General features: G+C 37.9%; 16 protein-coding genes. 2 read left to right on the top strand and 14 right to left on the bottom strand.

What is annotated here, in order from left to right:
* Nucleotides 1-80: 80 nt before the first annotated feature.
* The 3 genes from P7V56_RS07435 to aroC form a co-directional block, all read right to left on the bottom strand.
* On the bottom strand, nucleotides 81-1535 hold the full coding sequence (locus P7V56_RS07435) for a T9SS-dependent choice-of-anchor J family protein (protein WP_171222514.1): 1455 nt from the start codon (nucleotides 1533-1535) through the stop codon (nucleotides 81-83).
* A 64-nt stretch (nucleotides 1536-1599) separates the two neighbouring features.
* Nucleotides 1600-2856, bottom strand: coding sequence for a dicarboxylate/amino acid:cation symporter (locus tag P7V56_RS07430; protein WP_171222513.1), 1257 nt, complete (start codon nucleotides 2854-2856; stop codon nucleotides 1600-1602).
* Entirely contained in the window at nucleotides 2857-3921 is a 1065-nt protein-coding gene (gene aroC, locus P7V56_RS07425) for a chorismate synthase (RefSeq protein ID WP_171222512.1), read from the bottom strand.
* 245 nt (nucleotides 3922-4166) lie between these two features.
* Here aroC and P7V56_RS07420 point away from each other — a divergent pair, with 245 nt between their 5' ends.
* Nucleotides 4167-4655, top strand: a complete 489-nt coding sequence (locus P7V56_RS07420; RefSeq protein ID WP_171222511.1) for a hypothetical protein — start codon at nucleotides 4167-4169, stop codon at nucleotides 4653-4655.
* Nucleotides 4656-4703: 48 nt separating this feature from the next.
* Here P7V56_RS07420 and P7V56_RS07415 read toward each other — a convergent pair whose 3' ends face one another.
* The 11 genes from P7V56_RS07415 to P7V56_RS07365 all read right to left on the bottom strand — a co-directional run bounded on the left by P7V56_RS07415 (nucleotide 4704) and on the right by P7V56_RS07365 (nucleotide 16530).
* Nucleotides 4704-5129 (bottom strand): hypothetical protein, encoded by a 426-nt coding sequence (locus P7V56_RS07415; protein WP_171222510.1) that lies wholly within the window; start codon nucleotides 5127-5129, stop codon nucleotides 4704-4706.
* Nucleotides 5126-6259 (bottom strand): N-acetyl-alpha-D-glucosaminyl L-malate synthase BshA, encoded by a 1134-nt coding sequence (bshA, locus tag P7V56_RS07410; protein ID WP_171222509.1) that lies wholly within the window; start codon nucleotides 6257-6259, stop codon nucleotides 5126-5128. Before bshA ends, P7V56_RS07415 begins: the two co-directional genes overlap by 4 nt.
* A 67-nt stretch (nucleotides 6260-6326) precedes the next feature.
* Nucleotides 6327-9329, bottom strand: a complete 3003-nt coding sequence (locus P7V56_RS07405) for a serine hydrolase domain-containing protein (RefSeq protein ID WP_171222508.1) — start codon at nucleotides 9327-9329, stop codon at nucleotides 6327-6329.
* Nucleotides 9330-9341: 12 nt separating this feature from the next.
* Nucleotides 9342-9824 (bottom strand): ABC transporter ATPase, encoded by a 483-nt coding sequence (locus P7V56_RS07400; protein WP_171222507.1) that lies wholly within the window; start codon nucleotides 9822-9824, stop codon nucleotides 9342-9344.
* 2 nt (nucleotides 9825-9826) lie between these two features.
* Nucleotides 9827-10462 (bottom strand): hypothetical protein, encoded by a 636-nt coding sequence (locus P7V56_RS07395; protein ID WP_171222506.1) that lies wholly within the window; start codon nucleotides 10460-10462, stop codon nucleotides 9827-9829.
* Between the two features lies 1 nt (nucleotide 10463).
* Nucleotides 10464-11255, bottom strand: a complete 792-nt coding sequence (locus tag P7V56_RS07390; protein ID WP_171222505.1) for a (Fe-S)-binding protein — start codon at nucleotides 11253-11255, stop codon at nucleotides 10464-10466.
* A gap of 79 nt (nucleotides 11256-11334) precedes the next feature.
* Nucleotides 11335-11781 (bottom strand): LNS2 domain-containing protein, encoded by a 447-nt coding sequence (locus tag P7V56_RS07385; RefSeq protein ID WP_171222504.1) that lies wholly within the window; start codon nucleotides 11779-11781, stop codon nucleotides 11335-11337.
* An 82-nt stretch (nucleotides 11782-11863) separates the two neighbouring features.
* Nucleotides 11864-13171: a 4Fe-4S dicluster domain-containing protein gene (locus P7V56_RS07380; RefSeq protein ID WP_171222503.1), complete on the bottom strand. Its 1308-nt coding sequence runs from the start codon at nucleotides 13169-13171 to the stop codon at nucleotides 11864-11866.
* Between the two features lie 11 nt (nucleotides 13172-13182).
* Nucleotides 13183-14139 carry an MlaD family protein gene (locus P7V56_RS07375; protein WP_171222502.1) on the bottom strand — a complete coding sequence of 319 codons (957 nt, stop codon included), beginning with the start codon at nucleotides 14137-14139 and terminating at the stop codon, nucleotides 13183-13185.
* 51 nt (nucleotides 14140-14190) lie between these two features.
* A complete protein-coding gene (locus P7V56_RS07370; protein ID WP_171222501.1) occupies nucleotides 14191-15357 on the bottom strand; it encodes an N-acetylmuramoyl-L-alanine amidase in 1167 nt (388 codons plus the stop codon).
* Between the two features lie 36 nt (nucleotides 15358-15393).
* A complete protein-coding gene (locus P7V56_RS07365; protein WP_171222500.1) occupies nucleotides 15394-16530 on the bottom strand; it encodes an N-acetylmuramoyl-L-alanine amidase in 1137 nt (378 codons plus the stop codon).
* Nucleotides 16531-16664: 134 nt separating this feature from the next.
* Here P7V56_RS07365 and P7V56_RS07360 point away from each other — a divergent pair, with 134 nt between their 5' ends.
* Entirely contained in the window at nucleotides 16665-19331 is a 2667-nt protein-coding gene (locus P7V56_RS07360) for a putative LPS assembly protein LptD (protein ID WP_240976639.1), read from the top strand.
* Nucleotides 19332-19371: the final 40 nt, after the last annotated feature.

The following is a 19371-nucleotide window of genomic DNA, read 5'->3' as shown; positions in this document are numbered from 1 at the left end:
TGTCTTCATGATGATGAATAGCAAGAATAAAAAAAACGACTAAGTTTCCTTAGTCGTTTTTTGTTTATTGAAGTGTAAAATTATTGTTTAACAATTTTCTTTACTGCAACACCTTGATCAGTAGAAATAGTCATCATGTAAATACCTGCGGCTAAATCACTGATAGAAATTTGACCATCTGCTGCATTAACTTCAGCTGTTTTTACAACTCTTCCGTTTAAGTCAGCCATTTCAATAGTACTAACAACTGCATTAGCTTCGTTAGAGAAATTAACTACGTTAGTAGAAGGATTTGGATAAACAGAGAACTTAGAAGCTAAATAATCGTTTGTTCCAAGTACTGAAGTAAAGTTGATTGAATCCAAACGCATTGTCGCTGTAGCTTGAGCTGTAGAAATATCATTAAATCCAAAATAATAAATACCTGTAGCAGGTGCTGTATAAGTAGCGGTAAATTGTGTATATGTTGGATTATTCAAGGCAGCATTAGCCCAAAGTTGTGTAGTTTGTGATGCTTGAAGTGCCTCGTTTCCTACAGTAAGTCTTAAACTTCTAACCGTAGCACATCTGATCCAAAAAGTGATAGTCACTGCCTCATTAGCTTGTAAAGAGAAAGGAGCTGTAAACAACCAGTTGTTTGAAGCTGCGGCAGCATTAGTATTGAAAATCCAATAATAATTACCTGCTTGTGCATTAGCCGGTGCGTTAGCACTTAAACCATAAGCACCATTTCCGAAAGTTGACATTCCAACTAATTCAGGGTTTGTTTCAAAACCTACAGTTTGAGGACAAACTTTAGCTGTTGTGAAAGCATTTGAAGCAGACCAAGTACTAAAACCTCCTAAACCACAATCTGTACGTATATAATAAGAGTAAGCAGTAGAAGGAGCTAATCCAGGAATAGTGATAGAGTTTGTTGCAGTTGTCAATGTAGTACCAGCTCCTTGAGCAAAACCAAATGGTCCGTATTCTACTTGATAACCTTGAGGTACACCTGTTGCAGCTGCCCAGTTAAGTGTAATAGAGTTTGTAGCAACATTAGTTGGCGCGTTGATAGTATTTACCGGATAACAAGAAACCGCAACAAATGCAACCGTAAAATCAAATCCTGCTGAAGACCATCTGTTGTCCCACTGAATGTAGTAAGTAGTTCCGATAGTAACATCAAATGTCAAAACTGACAAATAATTGGTTCCGTCAATATCGTCGTTACCATCAACACAAACTAATGATCCACAAGAACCTGTGTAAACAGAAACTCTGGTATCATCACTACTTGGGGCAACATTCTGAGGTAAATCAGAACTCAAAGTTACTTGACCATTCCCGGTAGCTGTGAAAGAATACCACATACCGAAAGCTCCGGTTGTTAACTCACCGTTAACATTGTTACAAGCCACTTGATTTGTTCCGGTAATAGCCGGAACTGTTACAGTTGCTCCGTCTGCAACAGCAACAGCTGTAGCACATGAAGTTTGAGCATTAGCGCTCACAAAACCGGCAACCGTAAAAAATAAAAGTAAAAGTTTTTTCATAAATATAATTTTATTAAGTTTCAAGAAAACAAATTTAATAAAGTATTTCAAATATCATACTTTTTTAACTATCTTTTTCCCATTTCCCTACAACCGAAGTGGCGATAGCATTTCCTAATACATTAGTAGCACTTCTGAACATATCACAAAAATGGTCAATTGGTAAAATCAAAGCTATTCCGACTTCGGGAATTTTAAACATGCCACAAGTAGCCGCCACTACTACTAAGCTGGCTCTGGGTACACCGGCAATTCCTTTACTGGTAAGCATCAACACTAACAACATGGTCATTTGTGTTCCGGTATCAAGAGGAACGCCATAAGCTTGGGCAATAAAAATACTGGCAAAAGTCATGTACATCATACTACCATCTAAATTGAAGGAATAACCTAACGGCAACATGAAAGAAACTATCTTGTCTTTTACTCCAAATCGTTCTAATTCTTCGGTCAATTTTGGAAAAACTGCCTCGCTGCTGGTGGTTCCGAAAGCAATAACCAACGGACTCATAATTCGCTTTAACAAAGTAGTCATATGACCTTTTAAAAATAAATAGCCCACTAACAACAAAACAACCCAAAGTGTTCCTATTCCGATTAAAAAAGAACCAAAAAAGTACAAATAGGTAGTAATCAATTCCCAAAAGTCAATCATGGCCAAAACACTTGCGATAGCACCAAACACACCAAACGGAGCAAATTTCATCACATAATTCACCATCTTTAAAATGATGTGTGAGGTTTTATCCAAGGCATTGATAACCGGTTTGGCATGAGAACCAATAGAAGCTGCAGCCAATCCGAAGAAAATAGAAAAAATTACAATCTGTAAAATTTCATTGGTGGCCATGGCTTCAACAACGCTCTTGGGAATAATATGCTCTACAAAGTTCTGTGCCGAAAAACCTTCTGTTTTCTGAACAATTTCCGAAGCTTTTTCGGTGTCTAAATTGGGCAACTTTATGTTTTTTCCGGGTTTTAAAACATTGACCCAAAACATTCCTATTAATAATGAAATAAAAGAAGCGGTAAAAAACCATCCGAGCGCTCTTCCTCCTATTCTTCCCACTGATTTAATGTCTCCCAATTTGGCAATCCCTACAACCAAAGTAGTAAAGACCAGAGGCGCAATAATCATTTGAACCAAACGAATAAATATAGTAGCTAACAATTTGATGTTTTTACTAAAGGTTTCTCTAGTACTTTCATCAAAATTTTTAAAAACAAAAACGCCTAAAACGGCTCCGAGCACAACCGCTATGAGAATCTGAAAAGTAAGATTAGCTAATAATGATTTTTTGGTGGTTTCCGTTGTCTCCATTTAGTATTGATAAGTTTTGTTTAGTAAATAAAAATCGGCCAAGACCAAGGCAGCCATAGCTTCTACAATCGGCACTGCTCTCGGCACCACACAAGGATCGTGTCGGCCTTTGCCTTGTTGCTCTACAATAGTATTTTGATTGGTCAATACTTCTTGTTTCTGAATTAATGTGGCTACGGGTTTGAAAGCTACTCTGAAATAAATATCCATTCCGTTGGAAATTCCGCCTTGGATTCCGCCCGAAAGATTGGTTTTGGTGGTGCCGTCTTCGTTGTATAAATCGTTGTGTTCACTACCTTTCATTCGCGCGCCGCAAAATCCGCTACCGAATTCAAATCCTTTCACGGCATTGATGGACAACATGGCTTTGCCCAACTCGGCGTGAAGCTTGTCAAAAACAGGCTCTCCCAAACCGATTGGTACATTTTGAATTACACAAGTGACTGTTCCACCGACGGTATCACCTTCCTTGCGGATTTCCTTAATATAGTTTTCCATTTTTTCGGCTGTTTCCAAATCGGGGCAACGAACCGCATTGGTTTCTGTTAGAGAAAAATCCAAATCCTGATAAGGCTTATCAATAAAAATATCACCCACCGAAGAGACGAAAGCATTGATTTTGATATGGCTTAAAACTTGTTTGGCGACAGCACCCGCTACTACTCTGCAAGCTGTTTCACGAGCCGAACTCCTACCGCCTCCGCGATAATCGCGTATACCGTATTTTCTTTCATACACATAATCGGCATGACTGGGTCGGTAACTGTCTTTAATATGGGAATAATCGTCTGATTTTTGATTGGTGTTGGGAATGATAAACCCGATTGGTGTTCCGGTTGTTTTTCCCTCAAAAATGCCTGAAAGAAATTGCACTTCGTCTTCCTCTTTTCTTTGGGTAACGATACTCGACTGACCGGGTTTTCTGCGCTGCATCTCCATTTGAATTGCTTCTAAATCGATGAGTATTCCGGCAGGGCAGCCATCAATGATTCCGCCCAATGCTTCACCGTGAGATTCTCCAAAAGTAGTCAGTCTGAAAAGTGTTCCGTAACTGTTTCCGGCCATGGTTTAATGTTTTAAACAAATATAGTTTTTTGCTGTTATTTACCGAAATTTGGACCAATATTATTTGTTTTTCAGGTCAAATTGAAATTTTATAACTTTTAACAAATATTATGTAAACCCTTAACAAATTAATGCTCTATCTTTGTTTTAGTAGAATTGTTACTACAATACAAATCTTGTTGTAGCTACATTTTCTATTATTTATTATAGCTAATTTTACATTTTTTAAAACAAATTCAAGAATTATGAAAAAATTATTTCTAAGTGCCTTTATGTTAATGGGATTAGCATTCAGCACACAAGCTCAAGACATTTCGAAGAACGCATTAGGACTGCGTTTAGGAGACAATGACGGTTTTGGTGGTGAAGTATCTTACCAAAGAGGATTGTCTAAAAACAATCGTTTAGAGTTAGACTTAGGCTGGAGAAACAGTAAAAATGTGGATGCCTTCAAATTAGTTGGTTTGTACCAATGGGTTTGGAATATTGACCAAGGTTTTAATTGGTATGCCGGTGTTGGTGGTGGTGTCGGAAGTTGGAGTTATGACCACAATGGTTATAGCGACAGTGGAACAATTCTTTTGGCTGCCGGTGATATTGGTATTGAATATAACTTTGATATTCCGTTACAGTTGTCATTAGACGTTAGACCTGAAATATATTTCAATTCTGATGATTACAGAGAGGATAATTTCGGACCGGATATTGCATTAAGCATCCGTTACAGATGGTAATCACTTCTAAGCATAAAAAAAATCCCGCCTTTTAGACGGGATTTTTTTTTATTTAATCACTATGGGTTTCTTCGAATTGATTTTGATAATCGTGTAAGGAAATACTATACTGTCATCGGCCAGGTTGGGTTCGGTACTTTTTTGAGTGTCTTTGACGTAAACTTCAATATTGGTATCGGTCTCTACAACTCTTTCGACTTTGATTCGATTATAACTTTCTTTGGTTGGTCCGGCGTTTAAAATGATAAAGCTACTATTGTTGGTGTCTTCGCTTTTGATTTTTTTACGAAGCGTTTCATCACCCAGTAACATCATTATTTCTTTTGGTTCGGTGAGTATTTCATAAAACTTAATATTGGCACCGCCATCATTATTGGTAGTTAAGACTTCATACAAAGGTTTAACAACTACTTCCTTTTTGGAAGAACACGAAACTAAAAATAAAACTAAAAGTGCCGGGATTGCTTTTCTCATTTGGTATTGTTTATGGCTTGATTATACAAATTTTCATAAAGTGGAAGGATATTTTTAATATCGAACTGTTTGGCCACATTCAATGCATTTTCTCTGAACTTTTGCAGCGTTTCGTCATTGGCTAGTATTTTGAGTGCATTTTCGGCCATACTGTCAACATCACCTACATCACTCAAATAACCTGAGATACCGTCAAAATTTACCTCGGGCAAACCACCTGAATTACTTGAAATTACCGGAACGCTCCAAGCCATAGCTTCCAAAGCGGCCAATCCGAAACTTTCAGTTTCCGAAGGCAATAAAAACAAATCTGAATACGATAATATTTGGTCTATTTCGTTGCTGTTGCCAAAGAAAATGACTTTGTCTTGTATACCTAATTCATCGCACAATTGCTCTGCTCTTGCCTTTTCGGGACCATCACCTACCATCATCAACTTCGCGGGAATCTTCTGCTGTATTTTATAAAAAATTTTGATAATGTCCGGAATGCGTTTTACTCGTCGAAAATTACTGATGTGAGTTACAATGCGCTCTTCTTTTTTGGCCATTACCGAACGCTGACAAGAAATCAAATTCTCGTTTCGGTGTTTGTCTAATTCAATAAAATTCGGAATCACATGGATTTCCTTCTTAATGTTAAACAAATTATAAGTATCGTCTTTTAAACTTTGGGAAACCGAAGTCACTACATCTGATTTGTTGATACTGAAACTCACCGCCGGTTTGTAGAAAGGATGATTACCCACTAAGGTAATATCAGTTCCGTGCAAGGTAGTAACCATCGGAATGATGATGCCTTCGTCTTTCAACATTTGCTTGGCCATATAACCGGCATAAGCATGCGGAATGGCATAATGCACATGCAACAATTCTATTTTATAAAGTTTGACCATATCAACCAACTTACTGGACAAGGCCAATTCATAAGGTTGGTAATGAAACAACGGATATTCGGGAACGTTTACTTCGTGGTAGTGCACATTGGGATTCAAAAGTGCCAAACGCACAGGTTGACGGTAGGTAATAAAATGGATTTCGTGACCGCGATGGGCCAATTCGAGTCCGAGTTCTGTGGCTACTACACCACTACCTCCAAAGGTAGGATAGCACACAATAGCTATTTTCATAAAGGATTTTTTAACAATACGAAATTAAGGAAAATAGCCGGTGAAAATGGTAAAAAAGAGTTAAAGATTATTTCTCTATAATGGCTTCCTGAATCGCTTTCTGAATGTCTTCGCGGATGTTTTCTTTGGAGAGCGTGTTAGGTAAATTAGAATCCGGGAAAGTTCTGTTGGATAAAAACACATAAACAATTTCGGTCTCCGGATCAGCCCAAGCAATAGTTCCCGTAAAACCGGTATGACCAAAACTCGACATTGATACACAACCACAAGTTGGGCCGCCACCACTGATTTGTGGTTTGTCAAAACCTAAACCACGACGGTTTCCTTGCGGACAAAACCAGCAAGTATTGAAAATATTAAAGGTCTCCGGTGAAAAATACTGTACGCCACCATAATTCCCTTTTTGAAGGTACATTTGCATCATTTTGGCCACATCCAAAGCATTAGAAAAAATACCCGCATGACCTGCAATTCCGCCTTCCATCGCAGCTTCCATATCGTGCACGTATCCTTGAATGGTATCATGACGGAAATAAGTATCTATCTCAGTCGGTACAATAACGCTTTTGTCAAACTTGCTCAATGGATTGTACAACGTATTGTTCATCCCAAGTGTTTTGTAGAAGTTGTCATAAGTGAGTTGGTCTAACGATTTTCCCGTTGCTTTTTCTAGATATTGTTTGAGAATGATAAACGTAAAATCGCTGTACTTATATTCTTTTTTGTCTAGTAGCGGACTGTTGATAATTTGCTTCATGATGGTGTCATGGTAATCATCTCTAAGGTACAAACTGTCGGAAACCCTTTTGGTAAATCCTTCGGTATATATTTTTCTATAATACTTCTCCATTGGTTGCTTGGTCGAATCAACCGTAGCTTTGTAAAATGGGATCCAAGCTTGCATTCTGCCATAGTGTGACAACAATTCTTTGAAAGTTATCGGTTGTTTATTGGAACCGATAAACAGGGGTAACATTTCACCTAAATTAGTATCCAAAGTCACTTTCTGAGCATCATACAATTGCATTACATTGGGTAAAGTCGCTACCATTTTGGTCAAAGAAGCCACGTCATACAAGTCAGAATTCTTGATTCTTACCTCGCCGTCATAGGTTTGTTTTCCGAAAGATTTCTGGTAAATCACTTTTCCTCTTCGAGCGACCAAGACCTGCATGCCCGGTGCCATTTTACCGTCGATGGCTTTATAGGCTAGCTTTTCAATTTGGTTTAATTTCTCCGAGCTCATGCCTACGTTTTCCGGTGTGGTAAAACCCAAGCGGTTCAGTTTTTCGGTAAACAAACCATCTCCGGCACTAAAAGAGCCATTGATAGAAACCGGAAGCTTTCCTTTGGAAGCAACAGCACCAAAAATCAATTCGGCTGAAACTTCCTGAGCCACATCGCCGTTTTGGTAAGACACCATTACGCCTTCAATGGCATCGAAATTGTTAATTTTAGACAAAGAATAAGGCTTGGCAAAACAATCGATAATAACTTTCTTTTTAACCGCAATTGAATCAATCAATTGTAGTTCTGAAGCAGTCAACTCGGGCGATTTCCACCAAGTTTTGTCTGATTTGTGGTAACCAATGATAACCGTTTCATAATCGGTTAATTTGGTCAGTAACGAATCTAAATTGGCGTCAAAAACTTCGTTGACTTCGGTATATTTTTTAAGTGTATTGACAAATGAACTGTTGCTGTCGTCACCCAATTTTACATAGGCAATTTTTTGGTTCAGATTTTTAATCGGCAAAATGTTGTCCTGATTTTTCACTACCGTAATCGCATTTTCATACAATTCATATTGCAAACTTTGGTTGGATTTCGGATTCAAATCATGGAACAAATTAATCTCTTCAACGGGTTCGTATTGATTCAACCCGGCTTTGAATTTGTAACGCAAAATCTTCTTTACTGATTCGGCCAAACGACTTTCTGAAATTTGTCCTTCCTGATAAGCCACGCAGATTTTTTCAACTGCTAACGGTACATTCTCAGCAAAAAGCAAGATGTCATTTCCGGCCAAAAATGCTTCTAAATCAATATCCCCGGGCTTTTTGAAATTACTCGCGCCTTTCATATTCAAAGCATCAGTAAATATCAAACCGTCAAAACCAAGATCGTTTTTGAGTAAATTGGTCACAACAGGTTGCGAAATAGACGTAGGATAACCTTCTCTCGGTTCCAAACTCGGCACATTCAAATGCGCTACCATTACCGAAACCAAACCTTCGTCAAACATTCTTTTGTAGGGATACAATTCTACTTTTTCAATGTGTTCCAATGATGCGTTGACCACCGGCAAAGCGTGGTGAGAATCGGTTGAAGTATCGCCGTGACCCGGAAAGTGTTTCCCGGTTGAGAAAATGCCCTGACTTTGCACACCTTTCATCAAAGCTATGGCGTGTTCTGTAACATTGACTTTATTTTCCCCAAAAGAACGATACCCGATGATTGGGTTTTTCGGGTTGGTATTGATATCCAAAACCGGTGCAAAATTAAAGTGCACACCCATTCTTTTGCTTTCTTTGGCCATGGCCTCGCCTACTTTCTCCACCAATTTCAAATCGCGAATAGCGCCGAGTGTCATGTTGAATGGATAGCGAAAAGTAGAATCCAAGCGCATGCTCATTCCCCATTCGGCATCAATCCCAATGAACAATGGGATTTTGGACAAAGTCTGGTATTTATTGGTCAAACGCGATTGCCTTTTGGGTCCGCCTTGAAAGAAAATTAAGCCCCCAATTTTGTATTCGCTGACTAATTTTTCGATTTCAGCAACGTGGGCTGCATCTTTATTGGAGTACGCCGCCACCATAAACAGTTGGCCTACTTTTTCGTTAAAAGACATTTGGTTGTAAATGCTGTCAACCCAACGGGTTTCGGCATCCGTTTCCGGGAAAAAGTTTTTTCGTTCGGATTTGATGTGCGGAATATAAATTTCTTCGTCTTCGATGCCGACTTTGCTCAAGTTGACCACCTGCTTTTTATTCTTGGTGGACGAACAATTCGTTACCAAAAATAACAATGCTGTGAATAAACCTATTCTGAACAAAAACTGCTTCATTGAAATGAGAAATTAAAAGAAACGACTGTGCCAGCTTTCGCCTGCAGGAACTTCCCAATTGTCGTTGAATTCTTCAATAGTATTAACCAAATTATTAAAAACTATGGTATTAGCCGTAACTGCTTTTTCTTTGGCCATACGCTTAAAATCAATTAAAGTTTTATGCGCAATGTGCTCGCCGTTTTTGAAGGTAACATTCATTTTATCAAGTAAATCTACTTGGTATTTTTGTTCCAAACTTTGGATAAAAGACACAGAGGAATCAATAGAACAACCTGTGGCTTGTTGCACTTCCTGATTGACAGCCAGTATAATAAATCGGTTATATTTTAAGAGATAAGAAGCTTCCAAACCGGTGCCGTGAGCTGACCAATTTTCTAAAAATATCTTCAAATCTTTCTCGATTTCCGCCATTTCATCATCTGAAAATTTGCGATTGGATTGGTAAATCCAAATTCGAGATTCTTCCGGTAAATTTTCAAAGGGAATGTACATCTTTATTTTTTTTCTAGACTGCTAATAATTTTAAAGTATTTGAAATCGTTACTTGCCGTATCGAACAATTCAATTTCAGAATATCCAACGGTTAGTGTGTCACCAACTTTAATTTTGTTTTCGGTATACAATGAAGCAGTATCAAAATAGTCTAATAATAAAAAACTGTGAGTTCTATTGTTTTTATCTTTCACTTTTATTGTTACGAACTGATTTTTCTCAATGGCTGTGATGGTTCCTTCAATAGTTGGATCGGCTTCAATAGGATCTCCTTGTATAACTTCATCACCGTTATTGCCTTCTTTGTCATCAAGATATTTTCTACCCATAGCCATAATAATATCCGGACAGTAAGACACCATTTTCATGGCTACTTTTTCTCCTAATTTTCTCATGCCTTCTGCGCCTTCGAATTCGGCCAATTCTTTTTTGGAAAATTTACTTTGATTTGCCGAAAAGCTTTCAACTATACACAATCCCAAAGTCATTTGAACAGCTTGGATATTGCTGTCTTTGGTAAAATCCAAGTTTTTTTTCTCTACACAAGAACAAGTTTCTTTGGCAACCTTATCTAAAGCCTCTTGCGAATACGCAGCTACCGAAATAAAAAATAAAATCAGATAAAAAAAGTTTTTCATACTATAAATCTTGAGCATTAGCAATTAATTCGGCCACATCCATAACTTTTACATTGGCTTCTTGTTCTTTGGCTTTGACACCGTCGGTCATCATGGTGTTGCAGAATGGGCAACCGGCTGCTATGATTTCGGGGGTAGTTTCCAAAGCATCTTCGGTTCTTTCTACGTTGATGTCTTTATTTCCGTTCTCAGGTTCTTTGAACATTTGAGCGCCACCGGCACCGCAACACAAACCATTGGCACGAGAACGTTTCATTTCGACTAATTCGGCATCTAATTTTTGGATTAAATCTCTTGGCGCTTCATAAATGTTATTAGCACGACCTAAATAGCAAGGATCGTGAAAAGTGATTCTCTTTCCTTTAAACTGCCCGCCTTCAATGGTTAATCTTCCGGCATCCAACAAGGATTTTAAAAACTCTGTATGGTGAACTACTTCATAAGTACCACCCAATTCAGGGTATTCATTTTTTAAGGTATTGAAGCAATGCGGACAAGCCGTAACGATTTTTTTGGCTTCATAAGCGTTCAAAACCTCGATGTTCATCATGGCTTGCATTTGGAACAAAAACTCATTCCCTGCTCTTTTCGCCGGATCACCGGTACAGCTTTCTTCAGTACCCAGAACGGCAAACTCAACATTGGCGCGATTTAAAATACGAACAAATGCCTTGGTGATTTTTTTTGCTCTGTCATCAAAACTACCGGCACAACCTACCCAAAATAACACTTCGGGTTGCTTGCCTTGAGCCATCATTTCTGCCATGGTCGGCACGTTTAATACTTCTGACATTTTTTTCTGTTTATTTGTTTATTTGGTGATGCGGTTATTTGGCCATGCGAATAAACGAATAACCAAATCCACAAATCACCTATTCATGATGCTCGTCGTCGAACACTTGAATGGTTACTTCTTTGTCTACCAAATCGGTGAACTTTCCTCTGTAACGGGTGGCTTTTACCAAGTGATTGTCAATCCAGTGGTAGTTGCCGCCACGTGGTTTTCCCATGACCATTCCGTGGTATTTGAATCCGTGTTGTTTTAACCAACGTTCGGTATATTCTCTATGTGCTTCGGTTCTTGAAGTGAAAAAGAATATAATATGCCCTTCATCATACCATTTATTTAAGGTAATTAATGCATCCGGATAAACCTCTGCAGTTAACATTCTTTCAGGCTCTTCGTTTGGAATATCATCACAAATTGTTCCGTCGATGTCGATTAAATAATTTTTGATTCCTTCCGGTAAAATCGGACTTAAATGTTGTCCGTTTTCTGTGATGCTTTGCAGTTTTTTTTCAATGTCTTCCGCTTTCATTTTGTTACTTTTTATAGTGATTCAAATTCATTCGACAAATCCTCAAGCCTCACAATTATGAGAATTTATCAATTATATATAGTTAGTTTTCGTCTTTCCAGTTCAATCGATCCATTTGGTTGTATTGCCAAGGTGCACCATTGTTTTCAATATTGGTCATCATTGCGTTTAACGATTGTGGCGCCGCACTTTGCTCCATCACCAAGTATCTTCTCATGTCCATGATAATGGATAACGGACTGATGTTTACCGGACATTCTTCCACACAAGCGTTACAAGAAGTACACGCCCAAAGTTCTTCTGCCGTGATGTAATCGTTCAACAACGATTTATTATCAGGTACAAAAACCCCTTTATTGGCATCGATATTTTTACCTACTTCTTCCAATCGATCACGCGTATCCATCATGATTTTTCTCGGAGATAATTTTTTCCCGGTTTGGTTCGCCGGACAAGAAGAAGTACAACGACCGCATTCTGTACAAGTATAAGCATTGAGCAATTGCACCCAATTCAAATCCTGCACATCCGAAGCACCAAACTTGCTTGGAACCGCATTTTCATCCACCGGTTGGGCTGCGAATGGATCGGCATTCGGATCCATCATTAGTTTTACTTCTTTGGTTACGCTTTCCAGATTATCGAATTTTCCTTTGGCATTCAAATCTGCGAAAAAAGTATTTGGGAAAGCCAACAAGATGTGTAAATGTTTAGAATAATACAGATAGTTCAAGAAAATCAAAATCCCGATAATGTGGAACCACCAAGCCGCTCTTTCAATAATGATAACGGCTTCCAACGAAAAAGTATCCGGTGATGGCACTAAAAATTGCGAAATGATATTTCCCGAATTCATATCCTGAAATTTCAAATCGAAAGCGTTCATGATTAAAAACAACGACATCAATACGATTTCGAAATACAAAATGGTATCGGCGTCTTTTTTGGGTGCGCCTTTTAAATCGGAACTCGCAAATCTTTTTAGTTTGATAACGTTTCTGCGAATCCAAAAAGCAATAACCGCTACTAAAACCAATACGGCTAAAACTTCAAACGAACCGATTAAAACACCATAGAATCCGCCTAAAAACGAGAAGATTCGGTGTGTTCCGAATAATCCGTCGATGATGATTTCTAAAACTTCTAAGTTGATGATTACGAAACCAACGTAAACAATAATGTGCAAAAATCCGGCGATTGGTCTTTTCACCATTTTAGATTGACCTAAAGCAATCATCGCCATGTTTTTCCAGCGTGCAGAAGGATTGTCTGAACGATTAACCTCTTGTCCCAATTTGATATTACGAGTAAGTTTCTTAACATTTTTGGCAAAAAAACCAATTCCCGCAAGGAGAATAATTGCAAAAAGTATGTTGTCAATATACATCATGGTTCTGAAGTTTACTTTTTATTAATGGTATCGTTTACCGGTGCTTTATAAGGTTTGTTTTTCTTTCCGAAAAGCGAAACATTGACATAACGGGTTGGATTCAGACGCAAATCTTGCAATAACAATTCCAATTCTTTAGAGGACTTGGCAAAGTTGTTATACAAAGCTTCATCTTTGGCCAATTTACCCAAAGTACCTTTTCCGGCTTGCATATCGGCCATAAGTTTGTCTACACTGGCTAAAGTTTTCTCCAAATTTTTAATAGTTTGTCCAATATTGGCTTTGGCCAAAGAATCAGACATGGTTTTTAAATTTCCGGAAGCCTTATCAAAATTCGACATCGTAGAAGAAATTTTACTTTTGTTGTCGGCCAATAATTGATTTACACTGACAGAAGCATCTTTAAACTCGGCCAAAGTAGCATTTAAGTTTTCAAGACTGCCTCTGAGATTTTGTTTGGTCTTTTCATCTAATACTTGGTTGACATTGACCAACATGGTATTGGCATTTTCCAAAACCTTATCGAGTTTTTCCTTGATGGGTTTGATTTGGTTCGATACTTCTTCGGTTAAACCCAATTTATTAGAAGACATCAGATAATCCCCTGATTTGGTAATTTCTGTCGTTTCTTGGTTAGGTAAAATAGCGATTTGTTTTCCGCCGATAGGTCCGGGAGAATACAACTCGGCCACACTGTTTTTAGGAATTTTATAATCACCGTTGATTTGTAATTCAACCAATGAGGTCCAATCTTTTTGCAACTCGATAGAGTTTACTTTACCAACGACTAAACCGTTTATAGTTACCGGCGAAGAGGAGGCTAGTCCATCTACATTACTATATTTTACATAGTATTTATTGTAACTCGACAATAAATCTCTTCCTTTTAGGAAACTGTAACCCCAAATGAATAATAAAATAGAAGCAATTACTAAAATTGCTGTCTTAATTTCTCTGGTAATTTTCAATGCTGAATGTTTTTTGGCAAAGTTAAACTAAAATACTAAAACTACTTGTAATTATTGCTTTAATGCTTCTTGAACTGAAACTTTTTTACCGTTTTTAAAAGCAATCACAAAGGCAGAGGTAAAACCTTTGGCTTTGGCTTCAGCTAATAATTTTTTGGCTTCATCATAACTTGAAGTTTCTCCATACATGTATTTGTATAGTGTTCCTTCACTCGACATGGAAATATTGCTTAATCCTTTGAAATTACTAGGGGTAAGCTCTAACTTTTTACCGCTGGCGGAAAGTTGTATTTTGAATGTAGCCACTCCTGAACTTACAACTGCTTCCGGTTTTGGGGCTGTTTTAGGCTCAGGTTTTTTTACTTCAGGACTTTTTACCACCGTTTTTGTGGCTTGTGAATCAACCACTTTAAGGGTTTCAACTCTTTCAGAAGGCTTAACATCATCAGCATCACCTGATCCGTAAAATTCTTTTTTATAACTAAGAATAGCTTCAGCTATGGCTTCTGCTGCTCCTTGTTGCCCTGCTTCAGAATCTAGTCTTGCACCTTCTTCAGGATTAGAAATAAAACCCATTTCTATTAAAACTCTCGGCATATAAGCTTTGTGTAAAACCATAAATGGAGCTTGCTTCACACCACGACTTTTCACTTTCAAATCATCAATAAAGTGGTTTTGAATTTTACCGGCCAAAGCAATACTGCTTTCTAAATATTCTTCTTGCATCATGGTTAAGCCAATAATACTCTCGGGTGATTTCGGGTCGTAGCCTTTGTATTTTTGTTGGTAATCTTTCTCCATGGTAATTACCTCATTCTCTTTTTTGGCCGCTTCTAAATTGGAGGCATTTTTTGACATACCCATTACATAAGTCTCCGAACCACAAGCAGCCGAATTTTTATTGGCATTGCAATGAATGGAAACAAAAATATTAGCATCGGCTCTGTTGGCAATATTAGCGCGTTCAATTAAGTCTACAAAAGTGTCATTTTTTCGGGTGTAAATTACTTCAACACCGGGTTTACTTTCTAAAATCTTACCGACCTTAAGCACCACAGCCAAGGCTATTTTTTTTTCAATATGACCATTGTAAACCGCACCATAATCATGGTCGCCGTGACCGGCATCAAGGGCAACTTTGAATTTTTGACCCGATTGGGCAAAGGTCAAATTAGAAATAAATAATAAAATCGTACCTACGAACGTAATTCCTCTCATTTGTTTTATCAATTTCAAAAATATAATTAATCTGTTTTAAATTTTTACGGCTGAAGTCTTTCCTCCGATAGTGGTTACAATAAAAGCATCTGAAAACCCTTGTCTTTTGGCTTCATTAAACATTTTTTTGGCCTCCTCCAAATCATTGGCGTTACCATAAAAATATTTATATAAATTATTCTCAAAAGTATAGGTTATCGTTTTCAATCCTTTAAAATCGGGCGAAGTTAGCGCTCTTTTTTTAGAACTGGCAAATAATTGTATTTTGTATGACCCTTCAGCTGACGGAGCCATTTGGGTTTCTTCCGGTTTTGAAACAACCGGTGTTTGTACCGAGGGCTTTTCAACTTTTTTAATCGTATCTTCCGGAGTTTCGGGAGCTTCACTTACTACAACACCGTCAAAATAAGATTTTTTGTATTTGATAATGGCTTTGGCAATTTGTTTAGCCATTTTGTTCTGACCTTCTTCTGAGTTTAAAAACTCACCTTCTTCTTTGTTGGATAAAAAACCCAATTCGATTAAAACTCCCGGCATCACGGCAGCATCTAAAACCCACAAAGGTTGCTGCTTTATCCCGCGAGATTTTCGGTTCAAATTATGGGTAAAATTGTCTTGAATGGCAGATGCTAAATCGATACTGCTGATTAAATTAGCTTCTTTTATCATTTCTAAACCCAATAACGTTTCAGGCTTTTTGGGATCAAAACCTTGATAGGTAGTTTTGTAATTGTCTTCTAAAAGGATAACCGAGTTTTCATTTTTAGCAACTTCCAAATTCATATCGCTTCGTGACAATCCCATCACAAAAGTTTCTGTACCAGAAGGTGTTTGATTGGATACCGAATTACAGTGAATAGATACAAACAAATTAGCATTGGTTTTATTGGCTATTTTGGGACGGTTAACCAATTCGACAAAAGTATCGTTTTTACGAGTGTAAACGACTTCAAAATCCTTCTCTCTTTCGAGCATTTCTCCTACTTTCAAGGTTGTTTTCAAGGCAATTTCTTTTTCAACAAAACCGTGATAGGAATTGCCCGGATCTTTCCCGCCGTGACCTGCATCTAAAACCACCACAAACTTGTTGGTTTTGGCTTGTCCGAAAACAGTCAAAACACTCAACAACATCAGTACTGATAAATACGATTTTATATTTTTTTGAAAACCCATCGACTTCAAAAGTTAATTTTTATAAAAACACAGCGGTCATAAATGTAATATTTACCTATTTTTGACCGAAAATATTGTTTAAGTTTGCCACGTCAAAAACCAAGCCATATTTCTACAAAAATAGCATTAAACCTTTGCAAAGAAACTTATTTAATATCGTTTTTTTAACAATTTTCCTAACATTAGGAATCACAAAAACATATCCACAAGACTTACCTCCAAAAAGCAATCCTATACCTGCTAAAAACCAAGTAGATAGCACTAAAATCGAGCTGACGGATTTAACCAAAGTCATCGACTCTACAAAAAAAGACAGCCTAAAACCTAAGAAATCTTTTTTAGACGGAAAAATAAAAAGGAAAGCGGTTGACTACGAAAAATTAGACCAAAAGAAAAAACTCATTACACTCTACAATCAGGCAGAAGTGTATTATCAGGACATTGAATTGAAGTCGGGTATCATCGTTATTGATTATCAAAAAGATGAAGTTTACGCCGGAAGAATTAAAGATTCCACCGGAAAATATTCCCAAAGACCGGTTTTTAAGCAAGGTGCCAATGTGGTAGAACCTGATTCTATTCGCTTTAATTTTAAAACCAAAAAAGCTTTGGTTTGGAATTCGAGAAGCCAACAAGGAGAAATGAACATTAAGGCAGCCATTACCAAAAAGGAAAATGACTCGGTTTATTTTATGAAAGGCGCGCGTTTCACCACTTCTAAAGACATTGACAATCCCGAATATTATTTTCAAACCAATCGTGTCAAATTGGTTCCCGGAAAAAAAGTCGTGGTAGGTTTAACCAATATGGTAATAGCCGATGTGCCTACGCCCATTGCTTTACCATTTGCTTTCTTTCCCATGACAGATAAAGCGCGTTCGGGTTTGATTATGCCAACCTACAACGACAGTAACACCAGAGGTTTTTCTTTGCAAAACGGCGGTTATTATTTTGCCTTAAGCGATAATTATGACTTGGCGATTTTGGGCGATTATTATACCAATGGAAGTTACGGAATACGTTTTGAATCTTCCTATGCCAAACGCTACAAATTTTTGGGAAATATAAATGTTCGTTTTGAGAATTTGATTCAAAGCGAAAGAGGTTATCCGGATTACAGCAGGGCCAACAATTACAACATCCAATGGACACACTCTAAGGACGGGAAATCAAATCCGAATTCAAGATTCTCCGCTTCGGTTAACTTAGGAAGCAGTAAATTCTTCCGCCAATCGTTGAATCAGGTAAATGTGGGTTCAACATTGAACAACACTTTGAGCTCTTCCATTTCTTATTCCAAGACTTTTAATTCTGTTCCGCAAGTGAATTTGTCCTTAACGGCAACCCATTCGCAGAATACCAATACAGAGCAAATCAATATGACCTTGCCCACATTGCAAATGAGTGTGGACAGGATTTTCCCTTTTGCTCCCAAAGACGGTATCAAGAAAGGATTCTTTAAAAACATCAACTTACAATACAACTTAAGAGGCGAAAACCGAATTGCAACCACCGATTCTCTTTTCTTCAAATCGGAAATGTTTCGCGATGCCAAACTGGGTTTCCAACACAGCATTCCGTTGAGTACCAACTTTAAAGTTTTCAAGTATTTTAGTGCTTCAACTTCGGTAAACTATAATGAAGTTTGGTATTTTAAAACCATCCAAAAAGAATACCAAGCCACAACAAATCAAGTAATCGATAAAGAAGTAGCCGGATTTGATGCTTTCAGAACGTATTCGTTTTCTGCCGGTTTGGGAACAACCATTTACGGTACCTTTAATTTTGGAGAAAAGAAAAAAATCCAGGCCATTCGTCATGTGATGCGACCTAATGTTAGTTATAGTTACACGCCGAGTTTTGAAAAATACTACGATACTTATGACCCTGACGGTAGCGGTACCATGCGCAAAGATTATACGCGTTTTGAAGGCGGAATTTTCGGAGCGCCGGGCAAAAACATGTCTAACAATGTTGGTTTCAGTTTGAGCAACACTTTTGAAGCCAAAGTAACCGAAAAAGATTCTACTAAAACCGAACCTAAAAAAGTTATGCTGTTGAATAACTTGAATTTTTCTACCAGCTATGACATCACGGCAGATTCTTTACGATGGGCACCCATGCGTGTGAGCGGCGGAACTCAATTGTTTAAACAAAAGATGAATGTCAATTTTGCAGCAACTCTCGACCCTTATGCGATTAACAATTCGGGGCAAAGAATCAATACTTGGAACATTGACAATGGCGGAAGTTTGTTTAGAATGACCAGTGCCAATATGACGCTGAACTATTCTTTTTCGAGTATGGATGGTAAGGAAAGCAATAAAAAGAATGAACAAGGCAAACGAAACGGTGGTCGAGAAGATGATTTATTCGGCACCAATACCGATTTGAGTGACCGACGACAGAGCCAATTTGACCAAGATGATGACGAAGAAAAACCGGTCTCCGAATTCTTTAAATATGAATTGCCTTGGGACATGACTTTGGCTTATTCCATTACCTATTCTAATGCCAGAAGAGAACAGGAAATTACCGGAAATTCGGTGATGATTTCGATGAATACCGATTTGACGCCTAAATGGAAAATTGGAGTTTCGACCGGTTATGACTTTGTACAAAAAGGCGTTACGTTTACCCAATTCCGTTTTGAACGCGATTTGTTGAGCTGGCGTATGGATTTCAACTGGGTGCCTTTTGGCGACAATGCCTATTGGGGATTCTTTATCGGAATCAAATCCGGTGTCTTAAGCGATATCAAGTGGGACAGACGTTCGCTTCCGGACAGAACTTTGAGATAAGTACGATTTACGAAGTTTGAAGTACGAAGTTTAAAATATA

This window comes from Flavobacterium sp. IMCC34852, from assembly GCF_030643905.1.
GTDB lineage: Bacteria > Bacteroidota > Bacteroidia > Flavobacteriales > Flavobacteriaceae > Flavobacterium > Flavobacterium rivulicola.
This window is presented reverse-complemented; position numbering and strand designations above follow the sequence as displayed.